19 protein-coding genes are annotated in these 19,217 nt (G+C 73.1%); 4 read left to right on the top strand and 15 right to left on the bottom strand.

What is annotated here, in order from left to right; genetic code table 11:
* Positions 1–39: 39 nt before the first annotated feature.
* From G6W55_RS04525 to fabG, 3 genes are all read right to left on the bottom strand, one after another.
* Entirely contained in the window at positions 40–360 is a 321-nt protein-coding gene (locus tag G6W55_RS04525; RefSeq protein WP_175519451.1) for a TcmI family type II polyketide cyclase, read from the bottom strand.
* Positions 361–493: 133 nt separating this feature from the next.
* A complete protein-coding gene (locus G6W55_RS04520) occupies positions 494–1,969 on the bottom strand; it encodes a peptide MFS transporter (RefSeq protein ID WP_175519450.1) in 1,476 nt (491 codons plus the stop codon).
* A complete protein-coding gene (gene fabG, locus G6W55_RS04515; protein WP_175519449.1) occupies positions 1,966–2,706 on the bottom strand; it encodes a 3-oxoacyl-ACP reductase FabG in 741 nt (246 codons plus the stop codon). The genes G6W55_RS04520 and fabG overlap by 4 nt, the downstream gene beginning before the upstream one ends.
* Positions 2,707–2,832: 126 nt before the next feature.
* On the opposite strand from fabG, the gene G6W55_RS04510 reads away from it, so the two are divergent.
* Complete coding sequence (locus tag G6W55_RS04510) at positions 2,833–5,571, top strand: multicopper oxidase family protein (protein ID WP_175519448.1); 2,739 nt, start codon at positions 2,833–2,835, stop codon at positions 5,569–5,571.
* Here G6W55_RS04510 and G6W55_RS04505 read toward each other — a convergent pair.
* Positions 5,532–6,575, bottom strand: a complete 1,044-nt coding sequence (locus G6W55_RS04505; RefSeq protein WP_254876097.1) for an acyltransferase domain-containing protein — start codon at positions 6,573–6,575, stop codon at positions 5,532–5,534. The two genes, G6W55_RS04510 and G6W55_RS04505, sit on opposite strands and share 40 nt — an antisense overlap.
* A 96-nt stretch (positions 6,576–6,671) precedes the next feature.
* Between G6W55_RS04505 and G6W55_RS04500 the strand changes: the two genes are divergently transcribed.
* Positions 6,672–8,318, top strand: coding sequence for an acyl-CoA carboxylase subunit beta (locus tag G6W55_RS04500; protein WP_175519446.1), 1,647 nt, complete (start codon positions 6,672–6,674; stop codon positions 8,316–8,318).
* Complete coding sequence (locus G6W55_RS04495) at positions 8,315–8,584, top strand: acyl-CoA carboxylase epsilon subunit (RefSeq protein ID WP_175519445.1); 270 nt, start codon at positions 8,315–8,317, stop codon at positions 8,582–8,584. The genes G6W55_RS04500 and G6W55_RS04495 overlap by 4 nt, the downstream gene beginning before the upstream one ends.
* A gap of 25 nt (positions 8,585–8,609) precedes the next feature.
* Here G6W55_RS04495 and G6W55_RS04490 read toward each other — a convergent pair whose 3' ends face one another.
* From G6W55_RS04490 to G6W55_RS04465, 6 genes are all read right to left on the bottom strand, one after another.
* Positions 8,610–9,455: an LLM class F420-dependent oxidoreductase gene (locus G6W55_RS04490; protein WP_175519444.1), complete on the bottom strand. Its 846-nt coding sequence runs from the start codon at positions 9,453–9,455 to the stop codon at positions 8,610–8,612.
* A gap of 127 nt (positions 9,456–9,582) precedes the next feature.
* Positions 9,583–10,056 carry a hypothetical protein gene (locus G6W55_RS04485; protein ID WP_217686490.1) on the bottom strand — a complete coding sequence of 158 codons (474 nt, stop codon included), beginning with the start codon at positions 10,054–10,056 and terminating at the stop codon, positions 9,583–9,585.
* Positions 10,057–10,064: 8 nt separating this feature from the next.
* Entirely contained in the window at positions 10,065–10,526 is a 462-nt protein-coding gene (locus G6W55_RS04480) for a protease inhibitor I42 family protein (RefSeq protein ID WP_175519443.1), read from the bottom strand.
* Positions 10,513–12,096, bottom strand: a complete 1,584-nt coding sequence (locus G6W55_RS04475) for a peptidoglycan-binding protein (RefSeq protein WP_175519442.1) — start codon at positions 12,094–12,096, stop codon at positions 10,513–10,515. The genes G6W55_RS04480 and G6W55_RS04475 overlap by 14 nt, the downstream gene beginning before the upstream one ends.
* A 67-nt stretch (positions 12,097–12,163) precedes the next feature.
* Positions 12,164–12,538, bottom strand: coding sequence for a hypothetical protein (locus tag G6W55_RS04470; RefSeq protein WP_030785073.1), 375 nt, complete (start codon positions 12,536–12,538; stop codon positions 12,164–12,166).
* A gap of 94 nt (positions 12,539–12,632) precedes the next feature.
* Positions 12,633–13,460: an endonuclease/exonuclease/phosphatase family protein gene (locus G6W55_RS04465; protein ID WP_175519441.1), complete on the bottom strand. Its 828-nt coding sequence runs from the start codon at positions 13,458–13,460 to the stop codon at positions 12,633–12,635.
* 90 nt (positions 13,461–13,550) lie between these two features.
* Here G6W55_RS04465 and G6W55_RS04460 point away from each other — a divergent pair, with 90 nt between their 5' ends.
* Positions 13,551–13,952 carry a nitroreductase/quinone reductase family protein gene (locus tag G6W55_RS04460; RefSeq protein WP_175519440.1) on the top strand — a complete coding sequence of 134 codons (402 nt, stop codon included), beginning with the start codon at positions 13,551–13,553 and terminating at the stop codon, positions 13,950–13,952.
* Between the two features lie 116 nt (positions 13,953–14,068).
* On the opposite strand, the gene G6W55_RS04455 is transcribed toward G6W55_RS04460, so the two are convergent.
* From G6W55_RS04455 to G6W55_RS04435, 5 genes are read right to left on the bottom strand one after another with little or no spacing between them, the layout of a single operon-like run.
* A complete protein-coding gene (locus G6W55_RS04455; protein ID WP_175519645.1) occupies positions 14,069–14,560 on the bottom strand; it encodes a hypothetical protein in 492 nt (163 codons plus the stop codon).
* A gap of 15 nt (positions 14,561–14,575) precedes the next feature.
* A complete protein-coding gene (locus G6W55_RS04450; RefSeq protein ID WP_175519439.1) occupies positions 14,576–14,839 on the bottom strand; it encodes a hypothetical protein in 264 nt (87 codons plus the stop codon).
* Positions 14,836–16,287 (bottom strand): aldehyde dehydrogenase family protein, encoded by a 1,452-nt coding sequence (locus G6W55_RS04445; protein ID WP_175519438.1) that lies wholly within the window; start codon positions 16,285–16,287, stop codon positions 14,836–14,838. Before G6W55_RS04445 ends, G6W55_RS04450 begins: the two co-directional genes overlap by 4 nt.
* Positions 16,284–18,014, bottom strand: a complete 1,731-nt coding sequence (locus tag G6W55_RS04440) for an amidohydrolase family protein (RefSeq protein WP_175519437.1) — start codon at positions 18,012–18,014, stop codon at positions 16,284–16,286. The genes G6W55_RS04445 and G6W55_RS04440 overlap by 4 nt, the downstream gene beginning before the upstream one ends.
* Positions 18,015–18,043: 29 nt before the next feature.
* The gene (locus tag G6W55_RS04435) at positions 18,044–19,162 is read right to left on the bottom strand and encodes an LLM class flavin-dependent oxidoreductase (protein ID WP_078633855.1); all 1,119 of its coding nucleotides are present in this window, start codon (positions 19,160–19,162) and stop codon (positions 18,044–18,046) included.
* Positions 19,163–19,217 lie beyond the last annotated feature (55 nt).

Below are 19,217 nucleotides of genomic sequence, written 5' to 3'. Positions count from 1 at the left end.
TCTGGCGGGGAGGTGTGCGGCGGAACACGGAAGCGGCAGTCAGGGCGTCCAGGTGTAGAAGGGCTCGGCCATGGAGTCCTTCGGTTCGCGCCACGCGGGGTCGTAGGGCGTCATGTACTGCTGGAGCCGGACGTTGATGTCCTCGTAGAGCGGGTGGCTGCGGGCCTGGTAGAGGCGGTCGCCGATGGCGTCGTCCGCCTCGACCAGGTGGAAGTACAGCCCGTGGAAGCGGAACAGGGTCCGGCGCTGGACGCCGATCATGTGCGGCAGGTCGGTGGCGTCGGACTCGGCGAAGAGTGCCGCCACCTTCTCCGCGTCGGCGTGGTCCATCCGCGCGACGATGAGGGTGCGGTGAGCCATGGGTTCTCCCTCGGGGAAAGGGACAGGAGCGGACAGGGACGGAGGGCTCGGACTCGGCCTGAGCGGGGCGTCGTCCGGCCTGATTTCGATGGTGGTTCGGCCGCCTAGAGGGGGCGTCCAGGCCAACTCGACATCAGATTCGAACGGTTCTGCGGGCCAGGGCGAGCGCGGTGGCGACGGCCGTGGCGGCGAATCCCGACAGGTAGACCCACAGCGGCAGGACACCGACGAGGTGCGAGAGCTGGCCGCCCGCGCCGGCGCCGAGCGCGGCGCCCAGGTAGAAGAGGCCCATCATGCGGCTGCGGTGGCCGTCGGGCGCGGCCTCGGCGGTGGTGCTCAGCCCGACAGGACCGAAGACCAGTTCCCCGCAGGTCATGAGCAGGAAGGCGCCCAGCAGCCACAGCGCGGACACCTGACGGCCGTCCGTGGCGAGGGCCGCGCCGGCCGCCAGCACCAGGAAGCCGCCCGCCGCGCACAGCAGTCCGGCGGAGAACTTCCGTACGCTGCCGGCGCGGCCGCCGATCCGCAGCCACAGCCAGGCGAAGAGCGGGGCCAGCAGAAGCAGGAACAGCGGGTGCGCGGACTGGAACCAGCTCGCGGGCACCGTGAACCCGGCGATCTCCCGGTCCGTGTGCTCGCGCGCGAACAGCGAGAACACGGAGCCGAGTTGGCCGTACATGGCCCAGAACAGCACCGACGGCACGAACACCACCCGGTAGGCGCGGATCCGTTCGCGGGCCGCGTCGTCCAGGCCGCCGTCGGCGCGCAGCAGCCGGCGGAAGGCGACGACGGGCAGCACCAGCGAGGCCAGCCCGCACAGCGCGAGCACCGGCCGCAGCAGAACCCCGCCGGCCGCCGTCACACCGGCCGCGACCAGTACCGCGGCGGCCAGGGCGGTCCACGCGCCGCGGACGAGGCGGCGCTGCGCGGCGGGCGGCAGCGGGCGGCTCGGGCCCGTGTGGGCGCCGCGCAGCGAGGAGGCGCCCCACACGTACTGGAGGACGCCGAGGAGCATGCCGACGGCGGCGGCCCCGAAGCCCAGGTGCCAGTCCACGCGTTCCCCGAGGGTCCCGGTGACCAGCGGGCCGATCAGCGCGCTGACCTGGATGCTCATGTAGAACAGCGAGAAGGCGGCCCGGCGTCGCGCGCTGTCGGCGCCCGGGTTCATCTGGTCGAACATCACCGGCAGGTTGGGCTTGAGCAGCCCCGTGCCGCAGGCCACCAGCGCCAGCCCGGCGTAGAACCCGGCGCGGGCCGGGAACGCCATGCACAGATGACCGGCGGCGATGACGATCGCGCCGGTCAGCATCGCCCGGTGGGTGCCGAGCACCCGGTCTCCGAGCCAGCCGCCGGGCATCGCGGCGAGGAACGACGCGGAGACGTACAACCCGAACAGCGCGCCCGCCGTCCCGTCGGAGAGGCCGAGCCCGCCGTCCGTCTCGGGTGCGGTCGCGTAGAGGAACAGCAGGGCCTGCATGCCGTAGAAGCTGAAGCGTTCCCACATGTCGGTGAGGAACAGGGTGCTGAACCAGCGTTCACGCAGCAGGGTCCAGACGGGGCGGTCGGCGGGGGCGGTCTCGGCGCGGACGGTGGCCGGGGGGCCGCTCACAGGGAGATACCGCCGTCGATCTGCACCACCTGACCGGTGACGTAGTCCGCCCGGTCGGAGAGCAGGAACGCCACCAGCTCCGCGACGGACTCCGGGGTCCCGAAGCGGCGCATGGCGATCCTGCCGACGGCTGCCTCACGGGCCTTGTCCGTCATGCCGTCGAGCATGTCGGTGTCGATGAACCCGGGGGCGACCGCATTGACCCGCACCCCGTAGGGCGCGACCTCCTTGGCGAGGGCGCGGGTGAGTCCGTTGAGTCCCGCCTTCGCGGTGGCGTAGTTGGTCTGGCCGGGGTTGCCGTACACGCCGATCACCGAGGAGACGTTGACGATCGCGCCCGACCGTCGGGAGATCAGGCCGCGCAGCACCGCGCGGGAGACGTGGAACGCGCCGTCCAGGCTGGTGCCCACGACCGACTGCCAGTCCCGCGCGGACATCAGCGCCATCGGACGGTCGCGCAGGATCCCGGCGGAGTTGACCACACCGTACGGCGGGCCCAGTTTCTCCTCGCACTCCTCCACGAAGGCGCGGACCGCGTCGGCGTCGGTGACGTCGCACACGACGTGATGGACCGGCGCGCCCGCCTCGGCGACCAGCCGGGCGGTCTCCAGGGCCGCCTCGTCGGCGGCGCGGGAGCAGAATCCGACGGCATGGCCGGAACGGGCCAGCCGGACGGCGATCGCGCGGCCGATGCCCCGCGATCCACCGGTCACCAGTACACAGCGGTTCTCCTGCATCCGTACCTCCCGGCGCGGCGGTGCGGCGGCACGGGGCCGCCGTGACCGCGGAGGGCCCGCGGTCACGGCGAGGATCGGCGAACGGCCTCGAGGGAGCCTCGAAGGGGTTCGGCCAGGCTGCCGCCCATGGTGGAGAACCTCTTCGAACAGAACCTGCTGTGGGCGGTGCTGGCGGCGGTCTGCTGGCTGTTCGCCGCGCGCGGCGCCCGCCGTCTGGCGACCCGTCCGCACTCACGCGCGCTGCGCCGCCGGGCCCGCCTGGGCCTCGTCCTCCTCGTCACGGCCCTCCTGACCCTCACCGTCCGCGCCGCCCTGGGCGTGGCCCTGGCCGCCGAGACGGACTGGTGGGGCGCCACCGACTTCCTCCTGCTGGCGGTCGCACCACAGGTGATCGTGGGCGCGCTGGTGGCATGGCTGAGCGTGCCCGCGTACTGGCGCCTGACGGGGTGGGGCCGAGCGGCACGCCGGTCGGGCGGGCCGAGGTCGGGTGCCGGCCCGGGCGGGCCGGGGACCGGCGACGACACGGCGGACGACGTCGCGGACGGCGCGCGCAAGCCCACGGAGCCCTACCGGGCCCCGGCCGCCGCCGCGCGCCCACATACGACGAACCCGGCGCCCATGCCCACCCCTGCCCGCCTGGCCGCCCCCTCGGGCAGGGGCACGGCCGCCCTGACGAGAACCGGGCGTCCGACCACCACCGACCCCGTACCCACCCCGACCTCCGAGGCCGGGACCACGGCCGGAACCGAGGCCGAGGGCGCCACCCCGGCGTCCTCCACCGTGCCGACCCCCGCACCCTCCGCCTCCGGCCTGACCGGCCCCGCCGTCAGAGGCACGGCCGCCCTGACCAAGACCGAGGCGGGGACCGAGGACGCCGCACCCGCGCCCTCCGGCCCGGCCGGCCCCACCGGCGAAGGCACGACCCCCCTCACGGAGACCGGCCCGCCGACCGCCGAGGTCGGGAGCGCGGCCCAAGGCGACGTCCAGGGCGCCCCCACCCCCGTCACCCGCTCCGCCGCCGCCGACCCCCGGCTGGTCGTGCCCGTGCGGGTGGGTGGGGTCGCGGTCGGGCTGGGGGCGCTGTTCACGCTGCATCCGCCGGCGCCGCCGTACACCGCGTTCCTCGTGCTGGAGATGACCCTGCTGGCCCTGGCGGCGAGCGGGCTGGTGCTGGTGCAGCAGCGGCGGCGCGTCGCGGTCGGGGCGCCGGGGTGGCGTCCGGCATCGCGCGGGCGGCGGCTGGTCCGTTCGCTGGCCGTCGTGACCTGCGGGGCCCTGCTGATCGCCGGCGGGTACGGTCTCGCGGCGCGGGAGAGCCGACTGCCGGACCGGATGGCCACCGCCCACCACCACGCCTACGACACCGGAGGCGGGCCAGGCCCCGGCGCCGCCCCGGCCCGTTCCGTCACCGATCTGACCGGGCCGTCGACGGGTGCGGCCGACCGGCGCTTCACCCTCACCGCCGGCACCCGGACGGTCCGGCTGGCGTCGGGCGAGACGGTGGACGCGCTCACCTTCAACGGAGTGCTGCCGGGACCTGAACTCCGAGTGACACAAGGAGAGTTGGTCGAGGTCACGCTGATCAACCAAAACGTGACGGACGGCGTCACCGTGCACTGGCACGGCGTCGACGTGCCCAACGCCGAGGACGGCGTGGCCGGTGTCACCCAGGACGCGGTACGGCCCGGCGGCCGGCACGTGTACCGCTTCCGCGCGAACCGCACCGGCACCTTCTGGTACCACGCCCACCAGCAGTCCAGCACCGCCGTGGCCCGCGGCCTGTTCGGCGCCCTGGTCGTGACGGACGCGGCACGGCAGCCCGCGCCGTCGGACGGCGTCGACCGCACGGTCGTGGCGCACGCCTGGTCCGTCGGAGACACCCGCGGCGGCGGTTCGGCGGTGCGCGGTTCCGGCGGCGCGCTCAGCGGGCGCAACGGCCTGGGCGGCGACCTGCGGACGGCCTTCGGAGACGACACCGGCGAGCAACGGGAGCGCGTCGCGGCGGGTACGCCGGTCCGGCTGCGCCTGGTGAACGCGGACAACTGCCCCCGTACGTACGCGCTGACCGGAACGTCGTTCCAGGTCGCCGCGATCGACGGAAACGAGGTGTCGGCGCCGACCGACCTGGACGGCACGCTGCTGCGGGTGGCGGGCGGCGGCCGCTACGATCTGACGTTCCGTCAACCACGGGGCGCGGTAAGGCTCACCGTGACGGGAGACGCCAACGCCGGTGCCGGCAGCCAGGGTTTCGAGGGCTGCGGCGAGGACGGCGCGTACGGCACGCACGGAACCCGTGAGTCCCCGTCGCTGATCCTGGCCCCGGACACGGCGTCCGAGGCCCCCGCCGCCGACACCGGCGCGCCCCTGTTCGACCCGCTGCACTACGGCACCGCCACCGGCCCGCGCCCCCTCACCCCGGACGACGGCGGCTTCGACCGTGACTTCCGCATGGTCCTCGGCAACAGCGTCGGCTTCTACGACGGCGCCCCGATGATGCTGTGGACCGTCAACAACGCGGTCTACCCGGACATCCCGTCCCTGCTGGTCGGGGAGGGCGACCTGGTGCGGGTCACGTTCCTCAACCGCAGCCTCGACGACCACCCGATGCATCTGCACGGCCACCGCATGCTGGTGCTGTCCCGGGACGGCGAGCGCGCGGACGGCAGCCCGTGGTGGACGGACACGCTGAACGTGGCGCCCGGCGAGCGGTACGAGATCGCGTTCCGCGCCGACAACCCGGGCGTGTGGGCGGACCACTGCCACAACCTGGACCACGCCCGGGACGGAATGGTCCTGCACCTGGCCTACGACGGCGTGAGCAGCCCCTACGAGACGGGCGCGTCCACCGGCAACACGCCCGAGTGACCGGGCGCCCCGAGGAGGCCCTCGGCGGCCAGCCGCGCGCGGGCGGCGCGGACGGCCCGCCGGTCCTCCTCGGGGCCCAGGGCCCGCGCCGGCAGGGTGCCGATCACGGCGCTGCGGCCCGACCGCACCGCCCGGTGGCCGCGCGCCAGCACGGTCAGGCTCTGTCCGGGCCCGGCCTCCACCAGCAGCCGGTCGCCGTCGCCCAGCAGCCGGTCCAGCGTCGGCCAGAACAGCACGGGAGCCGTCGGCTGCTCCGCCCAGAACCGGGCGCTGAGCACGTCCTCCTCGCGCACCGGCCGGGCGAGGTACGCGGAGTAGAGCGGCCGGCGGGGCGCGGACCGCCGTACCGTGCGCAGCAGTGTCTCCGTCCCGTGCGCCACGGGGGCGAGGGCCGGGCTGTGGTACGGGGTGCGGGTGGCCAGCCGCCGGCTGGTGCGGCCGTCGGCGGCCAGCCGGCGTTCCACCACGCGCAGCGCCCGCTCCGGGCCGGACAGGACGGTGTGCCGGGGCGCGTTGAGCGCGCCCACCACGACGCCGTCGCCGAGGTACCCCGACAGCTCCGCCGGGGTCGCCGCGACCGCGAGCATCCCGCCGGGCGGCACGGCGCGCTGCGCCCCGACCCGCTCCCGCAGCAGCATGACCGCGTCGGCCAGGGAGAGCACCCCGGCGAGGACCGCGGCGACGCACTCGCCCATGCTGTGGCCGAGATACGCGGCCGGGCGCACGCCCCAGCTCTCCACCAGCCGGCCCATCGCGTAGTCCACGGCGAACAGCAGGGGCGCGGCCCGCTCGTCGGCGTCGAGCGGCGGCGCGGGCTCCCGCGTCAGCCAGTCGGCGCGCACCGCCCCGCCCTCCGGTCCGAGCAGGTCCAGTACGGCGTCGACGGCCCGGGTGAAGACCGGTTCGTGCCCGTACAGGCCGGCCGCCATACGGGCGTGCTGCGCGCCGGTTCCCGGGAACAACAGGGCGACCGAACGCTGACGACTCTCACGACCAGATGACATGCCGCAAGGCTGGCGCGGCCGGTTGGAGCCGTTCTCCATCCGGGGGTGGAGGCGGGGTCGAGTCCGTCTTGAGCACCCGGGCGCACGCTGCCCGGTATGAGCGTTGTCGACGAATCGCCGGCGGGCGTCAGGGCCGCGCAGGACAGTCGCCCCACCGCCGGCCCGGCCACCAGCCCCACCGACCATGTCACCGACCGGTCCGCCGACCGTCTCGCCGAACTCGCCGATCTGCGCGAGAAGGTGCGGCGGGGTCCGAGCGAGCGGGCGACCGAGGCCCAGCACGCGAAGGGCAAACTGACCGTCCGGGAACGGCTCGCCCTCCTCTTCGACGGGGGGACGTTCACCGAGACCGAGGAACTGCGCCGGCACCGCGCGACGGGCTTCGGCCTGGAGCACCGCCGTCCGCACACCGACGGCGTCGTCACCGGCTGGGGCCGGGTGCACGGCCGTACCGTCTTCGCCTACGCCCATGACTTCCGCATCTTCGGCGGGGCCCTCGGCGAGGCCCACGCGGAGAAGATCCACAAGCTGATGGACCTGGCGGAGTCCGCCGGGGCCCCGCTGGTCGGGCTGTGCGACGGCGCGGGCGCCCGCATCCAGGAGGGCGTCACGGCCCTGGCGGGCTACGGCGGCATCTTCACCCGCAACGTCCGCAACTCCGGTGTCATCCCGCAGATCAGCGTGATCCTGGGTCCCTGCGCCGGCGGGGCGGCCTACTCGCCCGCGCTGACCGACTTCGTGTTCATGGTCCGCGGCACCGCGCAGATGTTCGTCACCGGCCCCGACGTGGTGCAGGCGGTCACGGGCGAGGTCGTCTCGCACGAGCGTCTGGGCGGGGCGGACACCCACGCCACGCTGTCGGGCGTGGCGCACTTCGCGTACGACGACGAGGCGTCCTGCCTGGAGGACGTACGGCATCTGCTGTCGATGCTGCCCGCCAACAACCGCGAACTCCCGCCGGCCGAGGCGGGCACCGATCCGGCGGACCGTCGCACCGACGCCCTGCTCGACCTGGTGCCCGCGGACCCGGCCCGCTCCTACGACATGCGGGCGGTGATCGCGGAGATCGTCGACGACGGCGACGTCTTCGAGGTGCAGGAGCACTGGGCCGCCAACATCGTGTGCGCCCTGGCCCGGCTCGACGGCCGGGTCGTCGGGATCGTCGCCAACCAGCCGTCCGTGTCGGCCGGGGTGCTGGACATCGACTCCTCCGACAAGGCGGCGCGGTTCGTGCAGACCTGCGACGCCTTCAACGTCCCGCTGGTGACCCTGGTCGACGTGCCCGGCTTCCTGCCCGGCGTGGACCAGGAGCACGGCGGCATCATCCGGCACGGCGCCAAACTGCTCTACGCCTACTGCAACGCCACCGTGCCGCGGGTCCAGGTGATCCTGCGCAAGGCGTACGGCGGCGCGTACATCGTCATGGACTCCCGCTCCATCGGGACGGACGTGTCACTGGCCTGGCCGCACAACGAGATCGCGGTGATGGGGGCGGAGGGCGCGGCGGGAGTGATCTTCCGGCGGGAGATCGCGGCCGCCACCGACCCCGAGGCGACCCGCGCCCGGCTGGTCAAGGAGTACCGCACGGAGCTGATGCACCCCTACTACGCGGCCGAACGCGGGCTCGTGGACAGCGTCATCGACCCGTCCGAGACCCGGGCCCGGCTGATCGACGCGCTCGCCATGCTCCGCGCGAAACACGCCTCGCTGCCGAGCCGCAAGCACGGGAACCAGCCGCAGTGAGCACGGCCTGGGACCCCGGTGCCGATGCCCGTGCCGGTGCCGATGCCGTGGTGCGGGTCGTGCGGGGCGCGCCCGGCCCCGACGAACTGGCCGCCGTCGTGGCGGTCCTCACCGCCCTGCGCGCGGCCGGGGCCTGCTCCGGCCGCACCGCCGCGCAGGGCCCTGCGAGGGCGGTGTGGCCGGACGCGGACCGCCTGTTCACGCGGGCGGCCTCCGCCTGGACGGCCGCCCCCGGGCCCCGCTGGCGGGACTCGCCCCACGACTGACGCCCTGTCCGCCGACGGCCGGACGTCACACGAAGGGGGCCAGGTCGTCGAGCACCCGCAGCACCTCGCTCTCCCCGGCCGGCGGGAGCTGGAGTACGACCTCCTCGATGCCGAGGTCCGCGTAGTGGGCGAGCTTGCCCGCCGACGGGAGGACGGCGTACGGGACGATCTGGAGCGCGGACGGGTCGCGGCCCGCGTCGGTCCACGCCGAGCGCAGCGCCGGCACCGACTCGGACAGGCCGCGCCCGCCGATCGGGAGCCAGCCGTCGGCGTACTCGCAGATGTGGGTGAACAGTTTGGGCCCGGCCGCCCCGCCGATCAGGGTGCGGGGGCCGACGACCGGGCCGCGCGGCTTCTGCGCCGGCTTGGGGTGGGCGTGGCTGGCCCGCACGCGCGCGTACGGGCCGTCGTAGGCGGTGGGTTCCTCGCTCCACAGGGCCCGCATCAGCCCCATCCGGTCGCGGACCAGCTCGCGCCGGGTGGGCCAGTCGACGCCGTGGTCGGCGGCCTCCTCCACGTTCCAGCCGTAGCCGAGGCCGAGGGTGAAACGGCCGCCGGAGAGGTGGTCAAGGGTGGCGATCTGCTTGGCCAGGTCGATCGGGTCGTGCTGGGCGACGAGCGTGATGCCGGTGCCCAGGCCCAGAGCCTCGGTGACGGCGGCGGCCTGACCGAGCGCCACGAACGGGTCGAGGGTGCGGCCGTACTCGGGCGGCAGCTCACCGCCCGCCGGGTACGGGGTGGTCCGCTCGGCGGGGATGTGGGTGTGCTCGGGGAGGTAGAGCCCGGCGAAACCGCGCTGCTCCAGCTCACGGGCGAGGCGGACGGGGGTGATCGTCTCGTCGGTGAGGAAGATGGTGACGGCGATGCGCATGGGGGCGGCCTTTCGTCGCGGGACCGTGGCTTCCTAGTGGCTTCCTGATGGCTTCCCGGGGTGCCGCCCTCATCTGTACCGGGAGAGACGCCCACTGTCCATACCGACCGGTCGGCCCAGTGCTCCCTCAGCGGCCGGCCCGGCGCCGTACCTCGATGATCGTGGCGACCGCGTGCAGCCAGCGGGCCGCCGTGTCGTCGGTGGCCGGGTCCTGGGTCGACGTGCCTTGAGGGGCTGGGCCTTGGGGGGCCGGGCTTTGAGGGGCGGAGGCGGCCGCTTCCAGCCAGTCGCGGGCCAGGGCCGCCGCCTCGGGGCGGGGCAGCGGTTCGGGGAGGTCCGCGGCGGCGCGGACACCGCCCGCGCGGACCACCTCCGCCAGATAGGCGACCGAGCGCGGCTCGGTGTCCAGCCGGTCGAGGAGGACGGCCGCGCCCACCGCGCCGTCGCCGAAGAGGGACGTGCGCAGCGGGCCGGGGGCGGCGGTCAGGCCGTAGCGCAGGAGGGCGGTGATGTCGAGGCCGGCGAGTTCGTCCTCGGTGTGCCCGGGGTGCTCGGTCTGCCCGGGGCGCTCGGGGTGTGCGGGGTGTTCGGGGTGTTCCATCGTGGGCCTCATTCGACCGTGACCTTGTAGGTGATCCGCTCCGGTTCGGTGGGCGCGGCGCCGTCCGTCGGGGCGGGGGCCGGGGTGCCGTCGCCGGTGTCGCAGGTGCTGGAGAACGTGCAGTGCAGGAGCACGATCTCGGTGCTGCCCGCGCCGGTCGCCTCGAAGGTGAACGTGACGTCCGTGCCGGAGCCGGGTGCCGCGTCGCCGTCCGACGCCGTCTCACGGCCGCGCTCCCGCACCACCGCGCCGTCCGGCTTCGGGTCCACCAGGTACCAGTGGGAGCGGGTGGAGGCGTTGTCGGCCACGGTGAGCGTGAAGCGCTCGCCGACGCTCGCGGTGACGGTGGTGTCGTCCACGGGGTGGCTGGTGGGCTCGTCGTCGCCGGATCCGCAGCCGGTCAGCGCCGCGGCTGTCACCAGCAGCGCGGCCGCCGCGAACACCGTGCCGCGCGTCCTACTGCGGGACATAGACCTGGTACGCGTTGTTGAGTTCACTGTTCGAAGCCTTGCCCATGTTGCCGTTGATGAAGTCGTCCTCGCTGACCCATGTGGTCGTGCCCCAGGGGTTGTAGATCTGGAGCTTGTCGCCGTCCTGCCCGATGATCATCATCGCGTGGGCGCCGGTGTCGCCGGAGACGTCGACCGGGACCGGCTTGCCCTCGGCGACCGCCTTCTCGACGTCGTCCAGGATCGCCCGGCGGTCGTCGGCGCTGTCGAGGTCGTGGCGCCGGTAGTCGTCGCCGGTGGCGCTGCCGAGGGTGGAGTCGGCGATGCGTTCCTGGCCCTCCTGGCCCATGCCGGTCCAGTTGTCGCCGCCCTCGCCCTCGGTGTGCAGCCGGTGCTGTTCGGCCACCAGGCGCTGCCGGAAGGCGTCGGGGTCGTCCTCCTGGCCGCTGGGGCCGCCGGTGAGGTCGAGGGCGTAGAGCGGGTCGAGCATGGCGCGGGCGTTGACGGTGGAGGAGGCCACACAGGTGCCCTCGGAGCCGTCGCCGCCCTGGATCCAGAGCTGGTTGTGGAAGAGGACGGAGTCCTTGTTGTTGTTGGAGCCGTCCTGGGCGAGGCCCTCGTCGTCCATGCTGTCCTCGGCGGTGACCACCGGGGTGAGGTGCCGGCGCAGCCACTCGGGGTCCTTGCCCGCGATCTTGCCCTGGAACTCCTCGATCTCCTTGACGCTGTGGCCGGCGGCCAGCGCCTTCATCAGATAGGCGCGTTCCTCGGGGCTGCCCGCCTGCGCCAGCATGCGTTCCATGGCCGCCTCGTCGGGGCCGCTGAGCCGGTCCATGCGCTGGCCTGCGCGTTCCAGGTCGCCGGCGCTGAGGATCTCGTTCAGCTCAGTGGGGGTGTTGGCGGCGCCGGTGTCGGCGAGCATCAGCTTGTCGACGGCGGTCAGTTCGCCGGTCTTCATCTTCCCGGCGCGTGCCTCGGCCGCCCACTTGTTGAGGTCGCGTACGGCGACCCGTACGGCGTCCTCGGCCGTGACGGCGGCCTTGTGCATCAGCTCGATGCCGTCGGAGGCGACGGAGCGGGCGGCGAGCCGTGCGGCCTCCTCGCCGTCGTCCTCGTGCCAGTCGTCGAAGAAGCCGTCCCGGCCGCCCAGGCTGCTCTTGGCCTGCCCGAGCTTGCCGCGGCCCTCGGTGTCCTGCTTCTGCGCGACGGTGAGCGCGTCGGCGAGGGTGAGCAGCACGACGGCGCCGCCGCCGAACGCCTCGCCCATCTGGAGGACGGCGCGGTCGGCGGCGGACACCACCTCGGAGGCGAGCACGCTGGTGTCGCCGACCCAGACCTCGGGCAGCCCCTTGCGGGCCACCCGGTCCACCCGGTCGTAGACCCGGCCGACGTCGTCGATCTGGTCGCGGTAGCGCTTGCCCAGCGTCTCGATGGTGCCCGGGTCGCCCTTGGGGGCATCCACGGAGAGCGCGCTGTCGATCATGTCCAGCAGGTCGTTCTTGCTGCCGGCGCCGGGTATCTCCTCGCACAGCCCGGCCAGCCGGGCGCGCCGGCCCGCCGGGGAGTCGGCGGGTCGCAGGGAACCTGTCATCGCGTGGTCCGCCCCGTCCTGTCTCGCGGTGTTGATGTACTGGTGCTGGGGTGTCGGGGGTGGCCGCTCAATAGCTCGACAGGACGGAGGAGCGCTCGGCGGGCGCCGGCATGGCGCTCAACTGCCCCTCGCTCACGGCGATTCCGCTGACGCCGGTCTCCACCAGGCCGTCGCTGCCGGTGTAGGCGCCCTTGGCGAGATGGACCTTGCCGGCGAGTTCGTGCAGGGCCGACTCCAGAGTGCGGGCCTCCGCCTCCCAGGCGGCGATGAACGCGTTGACGGCCGTCGCGGCGTCGGTGCCGCCGAGGGTGTCCGCGGCGTAGCAGAGCGAGGGGGCCACGGCCGCGCGGACCTTGCCCATGTCGTCGCCCGCGCCGTCGAGTTCCTTGGCCTGGCCGGTCATGCCGGACTTCTTGATCTGGTAGCCGTCCGAAGAGGCCATCGACTTTCCCCCGTACTGTCTCGCCGCCGCCGCTCGCGACCGCGGGGAGGCTAACACGGCCTCGTGTGGATGCCGTGGACGAGGTGTGAGCGGTTCACGGCATCGCGAGGTCGGCGACCACCGCGGCGTGGTCGGAGGGCCAAATGCCGTCCACGGGCCCGTGCCCGGCCCGCCGTACGGCCCGCACATGCCCCTCGCCGACCGGTCCGGGCGGCCCCACATGGATGTAGTCGATCCGGACGGACGGCTCCAACAGCCGTGCGGCATAAGGATTCTCGGCCGACCAGGTCGCGGCGGGCGCACCCGGCTCTGCGTACTCCCAGGCGTCGAGAAGGACTTGACCGGGCACGGCGGACGAGGTCTTGTACCCGCCGAAGAGACGCACCTCGTCGGAGTCGGGCCAGGCGTTGAAGTCACCGGTGACGACGGCGGGGAACGGGGTGTCGCCCTTGTGCCGCGCCACGAACCGTGCGAGCGAGCCGACTTGCTCCTGCCGGACGGCCGAGGCACCGGGCGCGGAGGTGAGGTGGGTGGTGAAGAACGGCACTTCGCGGGCGGGGGCGGCCAGCCGCGCGTAGAGCGCGAGGCGACCGTCGGCGAGGTCGTCGGGGACGGGCAGCAACAGGGTGTCCTGCGCGATGACGGGCCACCGGCTGAGAACGGCGTTGCCGATGTCGACGCCGCCTTCCTCCCCCTCCGGAAGCCTCCGCCGCCACCGCTCGGGCGCGGGCGAGGGCGCCCAGGCCCAGTACAGCCCCAACTCGTCGGCGAGCCACCCGGCGAGATTCTCACCCCCGGCGGCCCACACCTCCTGAAGCCCCACCACATCCGGCCGCAACTCCCGCAGCACGGCGAGAATCGCCTTCTGCCGAGCCTCCCAGGGCCCGAACCGCCACCACAGATTCCAGGTCACCACACGCATGCCCCACCACCCGCCGTCGCCCCACCGGTGTCGGGGACCATTGAAGCAACAGCACCTCGTGCGAAGGAGTGCGAAGGAGTGCGAAGGACCATGTCACGGCCGAGCAGTGATCTCCGTTTCCGTGCGACGACCGGTTTTCAGCGGTATGTCGCCAACCCGGTGCTGCGCAGACTGCCGTTCCACACCGTGCTGGAGACCACCGGGCGGGTCTCGGGGCTGCCGCGGCGGACGCCGTTGGGCGGGCGGCGAGTCGGGGACTCGTTCTGGCTGGTGTCGGAGTTCGGGGAGCGTTCGCAGTACGTGCGCAACATCCTGGCCGACCCCCGGGTCCGGGTCCGTCTCCGCGGCCGCTGGTACACGGGCACGGCCCACCCCCTCCCCGACGACGACCCGGTGGCCCGCCTGCGCACGCTCCCCCGCTTCAACAGCACGGGCGTCCGCACCCTGGGCACGAACCTGCTGACGATCCGGGTGGATCTGGACCAGGGTTGAGGGACGGGTATCAGCCTGGCCAGACGATCGACTGGATCTCGCTCTAGGCGTGCAGCGCGCAGAAGCCGACGTCGCGGCCCACACTGCTCCCTCTTTGCGGCCCCGTTCGACAGTGCTCAACCTCGGCGAGCGGCGCCGTCCGGCCACACGACGTTCACAGGCACACCCGCAGCCTGCGCTTCAAGGACCGTGTCGGCCGTCCCGCCGCCCTTGCCGCCGGGCGGTTCGCCGTTCCATACGGCGACGAGTCGGTCCGCGCGGTCGATGAGGACGGCGTTGGCAGCCTCGTACGCCTGCCGGTTCGCCGACTCGTGTGGCAGGACGAGAACTTCGCCGGCGGCTTCGACGAGGCGGTCGAACAGGGGGGCGTGGTCGGGCTTGACCTTGTTCCGGCGGTAGTCCTGGGAGGGGATGACAACGGTGAGACGTCCGCCGGCGGCGAGGACGGCTTCGGCGAACAGAGAGTCGGCACCCTTGGCGATGCAGGAGACGCCGACGAGGTCACCGTCGGCGGCGTACTGTTTGAGCAAGTCGTCCAGGGCGGTGCGGACCAGAGGGATGCTGTCCTCGGTCAGATCCATGTGCCCGGTCACCGCGATGGTCGTCACGGTCACGTACCCCCTTCAGGTCGACAGCAGGTCGCGGATCCTATCGCGGGCCTCGCGCACGGGCCGGGCCGCGCTGTTGCCCACGGTGTACGGGTAGAGCTCGCCGAGCTGGGCGCGCACACGGCTGGAGCGCGTGGCGCGCGCCGCGTCCACCGCGCGGTGGGTTTCTTCAACCGCCCCGGTCAAGTCACCGAGCAGCAAGTGGCACTGGGCCAGATGGCCCCGGCCGGTGCTGGGCCGCTCGGCCGGACGGAAGCCGTCAGCCCGCAATCGGCTCACCCCGGCCAGACGATCGACTGGATCTCGCTGTACGCGTGCAGGGCGTACGAGCCGACGTCGCGGCCCACGCCGCTCTTCTTGAAGCCGCCGAAGGGGGCCTCCATGTTGCGGGCGACCGTGTTGACGCCGACGCCGCCGGCGCGGAGGCGGCGGGCTACGCGGAAGGCGCGGGCGATGTCCGCCGACCAGACGTAGTCGATGAGGCCGTAGTCGGTGTCGTTGGCGAGGGCGATGCCTTCCTCCTCGTCGTCGAAGGGGATCACCGTCACCACCGGGCCGAAGATCTCCTCCCTCGCCACCCTCATGTCGTTGGTGCAGTCGGCCAGGAGGGTGGGGGCGATGTAGAAGCCACGGTCCAACGAAGGGCGTTCGCCGCCCGTCACCACCGACGCTCCCTCCTTGCGGCCCAGTTCGACGTACGACTCCACCCGGTCGCGGTGGGGGGACGAGATCACCGGGCCTACGACCGTGGTGCGGTCACTGGGGTCACCAACCTTCAAACGGCCCGCATAAGCAGCCAGTTGGGTCACCAGACGGTCGTACACCCCCCGCTGTGCCAGGACCCGCGTCGGTGCCGTGCAGATCTGGCCGCTGTAGAAGGAGAACGTCGTTCCGATGCCCGCCACCGCCGACGGCACGTCCGCGTCGTCGAAGACGAGGGCCGCGCCCTTGCCGCCCAGTTCCATGAGCTGGCGTTTCATGTCGCGGCCGCACGCCTCGGCGATGCGGCGGCCCACGGCCGTCGAGCCGGTGAAGCTGACCATGTCGACGTCCGGGGACTCCACCGCCGCCTCGCCGACCGCCACCGAGCGGCCGGAGACGACGTTCACGACGCCGGGCGGGGCGCCGGCCGCCTCCAGGGCCTCCGCCATGCGGTAGACGGACAAGGGGTCCTGCGGGGCCGGTTTCACGACCACCGTGTTGCCCATCGCGAGGGCCGGGGCCACCTTGCCCGCCGCGTTCGCCCAGGGGTTGTTGTAGGAGGTCACGCAGGTGACGACCCCGACGGGCTGGCGGACGGCCAGGGCGCCCATGACGGCCGCCCGTCCCATCGGTCCGGCCTCGTTGACCTGCGGCGGGATCGCCCACTCCGCCGGTTCCACGCGCGCGTACCGGCGGAAGCGGGCCGCGGCCACGCCGACCTGCATGCCGCGCGCCGTCCCGGTCGTCGCCCCCGTCTCGGCGCGGGCGAGGGCGGTGTACGGCTCCGCGTGGGCGCGGATCACTTCCGCCGCCCGGCCGAGCACCGCCGCGCGCTCCTCCGGCGGGGTCCGCGACCACGGCCCGAACGCCTCCCGGGCCGCGGCACACGCGTCCCGCACCTGGTCCGGCGAGGCTTCCGGTGCCAGGCCGACGCACTCCTCGGTCGCCGGGTCGGTGACCTCGTAGTACCCGCCGTCCGGCTCGGTCCACGCGCCCCCGACGAACAGCCGCTGCCCGCCGCTCACCGGGTGCTCACGGTCCTGGTGTCCCGGCCCGAGCGCAGGACGCGGCCGGGCACCGCGCCGGTGACCACGTCGTCGCGGATCGCGGCCACGCCGTTGACCCAGACCGCGCGCACCCCGAGCGCCCGGGAGTCCAGGCGGGGGCTGTCGCCCGGCAGATCGTGCACGAGGGTCGCCTTGTCGGCGTCGATCCGCTCGGGGTCGAAGAGGACGAGGTCGGCGTGGAAGCCCTCCTCGATCCGGCCGCGTCCGCGCAGCCCGAAGAGCCGGGCCGGATCGTCGGTGAGCATCCTCACCGCCTGTTCGAGCCCGACGAGCTTCCGCCCGCGCAGACAGTCCCCGAGGAACCGGGTGGTGTACGGCGCCCCGCACATCCGGTCCAGATGGGCGCCCGCGTCGGAGCCGCCCAGCAGGACGTCCTCGTGCTGCCAGGTCTCCGCGCGCAGCGCCCAGGACGCGGGGTCGTTGTCGGTCGGCATGGGCCACAGCACCGTGCGCAGGTCGTCGGCGGCGCAGATCTCGACCAGGCAGGCGAAGGGGTCCAGGCCGCGTTCGGCGGCGATGTCGCGGACGACCCGGCCGGTGAGGCCGTCGTTGGCGGCGCTGTAGGTGTCGCCGATGACGTACCGCCCGAAGTCGGTCAGCCGCCGGAACACCCCGGCCTCCTTCGAGGCGGCGTGGCGCAGCATCTCGGCGCGGACGGCGGGTTCGCGCAGGCGGGCCATGCGCTCGGGGACGGGCAGGCCGAGGATCGGTCCCCAGCCCGGGATGAGGTTCAGCGCGCAGAACGTGCCCAGGGACATGTTCATCGGCGTGAGGATCGGCATGGTCAGGGCGACGACCCGGCCGCCCGCCTTCCGGGCCCGTTCGCTCGCGTGGAGCTGGCGCGGCACGCGCTGCGGGACGGCCGCGTCGACGGTGAGGACGTTCCAGTTCAGGGGGCGTCCGGCGGCCGCGCTCATCTCCACGAACAGATCGATCTCGGCGTCGCTGAACTGGTCCAGGCAGCCCGCGACGATCGCCTCGATCTGGGTGCCCTCGTGCTCCCCGACCGCCCGGGACATGGCGAGGAGTTCCTCGGGGCGAGCGTGCCGGGAGGCGACGGGACGGCCGTCGCCGTCGGAGTGGGTGGAGGACTGGGTGGTGGAGAAACCCCAGGCGCCCGCGTCCATCGCCTCGTGCAACAGCCTCACGATCGAGAGGAGTTGCTCGTCGCTCGGCTGCCCGCCGATGGCGTCCGGGCCCATCACGTGCCGTCGCAGCGCGCAATGTCCCACCATGAAACCGGCGTTGACGGCGATCCGCCCTTCGAGCGCGTCCAGGTACTCCCCGAAGGTGCTCCAGGTCCAGGGCGCCCCCTCCTCCAGGGCGACCAGGGACATGCCCTCCACCTTGGACATCATGCGGCGGGTGTAGTCGGCGTCCTCAGGGCGGTCCGGGTTGAGCGGGGCGAGGGTGAAGCCGCAGTTCCCGGCGGCGACCGTGGTCACCCCGTGGTTCAGGGACGGGGTGGCGTACGGATCCCAGAAGAGCTGGGCGTCGTAGTGGGTGTGCGGGTCCACGAAGCCGGGGGCGAGGACGAGCCCGTCGGCGTCCTCGGCGGTCCGGGACTCCTCGGTGACCTCGCCGACGACGGCGATCCGGCCGTCCCGGATCCCGACGTCGGCGATCCGGGCGGGCGCGCCGGTCCCGTCGACTACGGTGGCGCCCTTGATGACGTGATCGAGCATGGCTGGCTGCCTCCTCGGATGCGCGGCGCTCAGACGGCCTGCCGGAACCGGGTCGTGCGGTGGACGGGGTCCGTGTCGATCTTCGGGATCACGTGCTCCCCGATCAGCCGGATCGTCTGGAGCGTCTCCTCCTTCGGCACGCCCACCGGCAGTCCGAAGGAGAGCTGGTCGGCGCCGGCCTGTTCCCAGCGCTTGCACTGGCGCAGCACCTCGTCCGGGTCCCCGCAGATCAACAGCTCCTCCTCCACGAGGAGTTCGACGAACTCGGGGGTGTACTCGGGGAGGGTGTCGGGCCACACCGGGAAGCCCTCGGGGCGCGGGAAGGTGTCGTGGTAGCGGAACACCAGCGACGGCAGATAGTGCAGCCCGCCGTTCACGGCGATCCGGATCGCCTCGTCGTGGGTCGGCGCGCAGATCGCGGTCGTCGTCACCATCACGTTGTCGTTGACGAAGTCGCCGATCGGCTCGGCGTCCACGATCGCCGTCTTGTACTGCTCCAGCACCCATTCCATGTCGGCGACCTTCTGGATGCTGAAGCCCAGCACTCCGAGCCCCTTGCGCGCGGCCATCGCGTACGACGGCGGCGACCCGGCCGCGTACCACATCGCCGGGTGGGACTTCCCGTACGGCTTCGGCAGGATCTTGCGCGGCGGGAGCTGCCAGTGCTTGCCCTGGAAGCCGACGTACTCGTCCTGCGTCCACATCTTGGGGAACTCTGCGATCGTCTCCTCCCAGATCTCCTTGGTGTGGTTCATGTCGGTGATGCCGGGGAGGAAGCCGAGGATCTCGTGCGAGCCGGCGCCGCGGCCGCTGCCGAACTCGAAGCGGTTGCCGCTGAGATGGTCGAGCATGGCGACCTTCTCGGCCACCTTCACCGGGTGGTTGACCTGGGCGAGCGGGTTGAAGATGCCGGAGCCGAGGTGGATGCGCTCGGTGGCGTGCGCCAGATAGCCGAGGAACACGTCGTTGGCGGAGAGGTGGGAGTACTCCTCCAGGAAGTGATGCTCGGAGGCCCAGGCGTACTTGAAGCCCGAGCGGTCCGCCTCGATGACGTACTCGGTCTCCTCCATCAGCGCCTTGTGCTCGGCGAGCGGATCGGTCTCGGCGCGCTTGCCCACGTATCCCTGTACAAAGAGCCCGAACTCCACGGAGGTTCACCGTCCCAGGTTCTGGATGGGGTTCGACCGAGTCCGGTCGACCACG

Origin of the sequence: Streptomyces sp. CAI-85 (assembly GCF_013363615.1) — a bacterium.
GTDB classification, from domain to species: Bacteria; Actinomycetota; Actinomycetes; order Streptomycetales; family Streptomycetaceae; genus Streptomyces; species Streptomyces antibioticus_B.
Note: the sequence above shows the minus strand (reverse complement) of the source record. Positions and strands in the feature narration are given on the sequence as shown.

What these genes read in the sequence shown, in the direction of transcription:
- G6W55_RS04525 (WP_175519451.1), bottom strand. Translation starts at nt 360, where the DNA reads ATGGCTCACCGCACCCTCATCGTCGCGCGGATGGACCACGCCGACGCG.
- fabG (WP_175519449.1), bottom strand. Translation starts at nt 2,706, where the DNA reads ATGCAGGAGAACCGCTGTGTACTGGTGACCGGTGGATCGCGGGGCATC.
- G6W55_RS04510 (WP_175519448.1), top strand. Translation starts at nt 2,833, where the DNA reads ATGGTGGAGAACCTCTTCGAACAGAACCTGCTGTGGGCGGTGCTGGCG.
- G6W55_RS04505 (WP_254876097.1), bottom strand. Translation starts at nt 6,575, where the DNA reads ATGTCATCTGGTCGTGAGAGTCGTCAGCGTTCGGTCGCCCTGTTGTTC.
- G6W55_RS04500 (WP_175519446.1), top strand. Translation starts at nt 6,672, where the DNA reads ATGAGCGTTGTCGACGAATCGCCGGCGGGCGTCAGGGCCGCGCAGGAC.
- G6W55_RS04490 (WP_175519444.1), bottom strand. Translation starts at nt 9,455, where the DNA reads ATGCGCATCGCCGTCACCATCTTCCTCACCGACGAGACGATCACCCCC.
- G6W55_RS04485 (WP_217686490.1), bottom strand. Translation starts at nt 10,056, where the DNA reads ATGGAACACCCCGAACACCCCGCACACCCCGAGCGCCCCGGGCAGACC.
- G6W55_RS04480 (WP_175519443.1), bottom strand. Translation starts at nt 10,526, where the DNA reads ATGTCCCGCAGTAGGACGCGCGGCACGGTGTTCGCGGCGGCCGCGCTG.
- G6W55_RS04475 (WP_175519442.1), bottom strand. Translation starts at nt 12,096, where the DNA reads ATGACAGGTTCCCTGCGACCCGCCGACTCCCCGGCGGGCCGGCGCGCC.
- G6W55_RS04470 (WP_030785073.1), bottom strand. Translation starts at nt 12,538, where the DNA reads ATGGCCTCTTCGGACGGCTACCAGATCAAGAAGTCCGGCATGACCGGC.
- G6W55_RS04465 (WP_175519441.1), bottom strand. Translation starts at nt 13,460, where the DNA reads ATGCGTGTGGTGACCTGGAATCTGTGGTGGCGGTTCGGGCCCTGGGAG.
- G6W55_RS04460 (WP_175519440.1), top strand. Translation starts at nt 13,551, where the DNA reads ATGTCACGGCCGAGCAGTGATCTCCGTTTCCGTGCGACGACCGGTTTT.
- G6W55_RS04440 (WP_175519437.1), bottom strand. Translation starts at nt 18,014, where the DNA reads ATGCTCGATCACGTCATCAAGGGCGCCACCGTAGTCGACGGGACCGGC.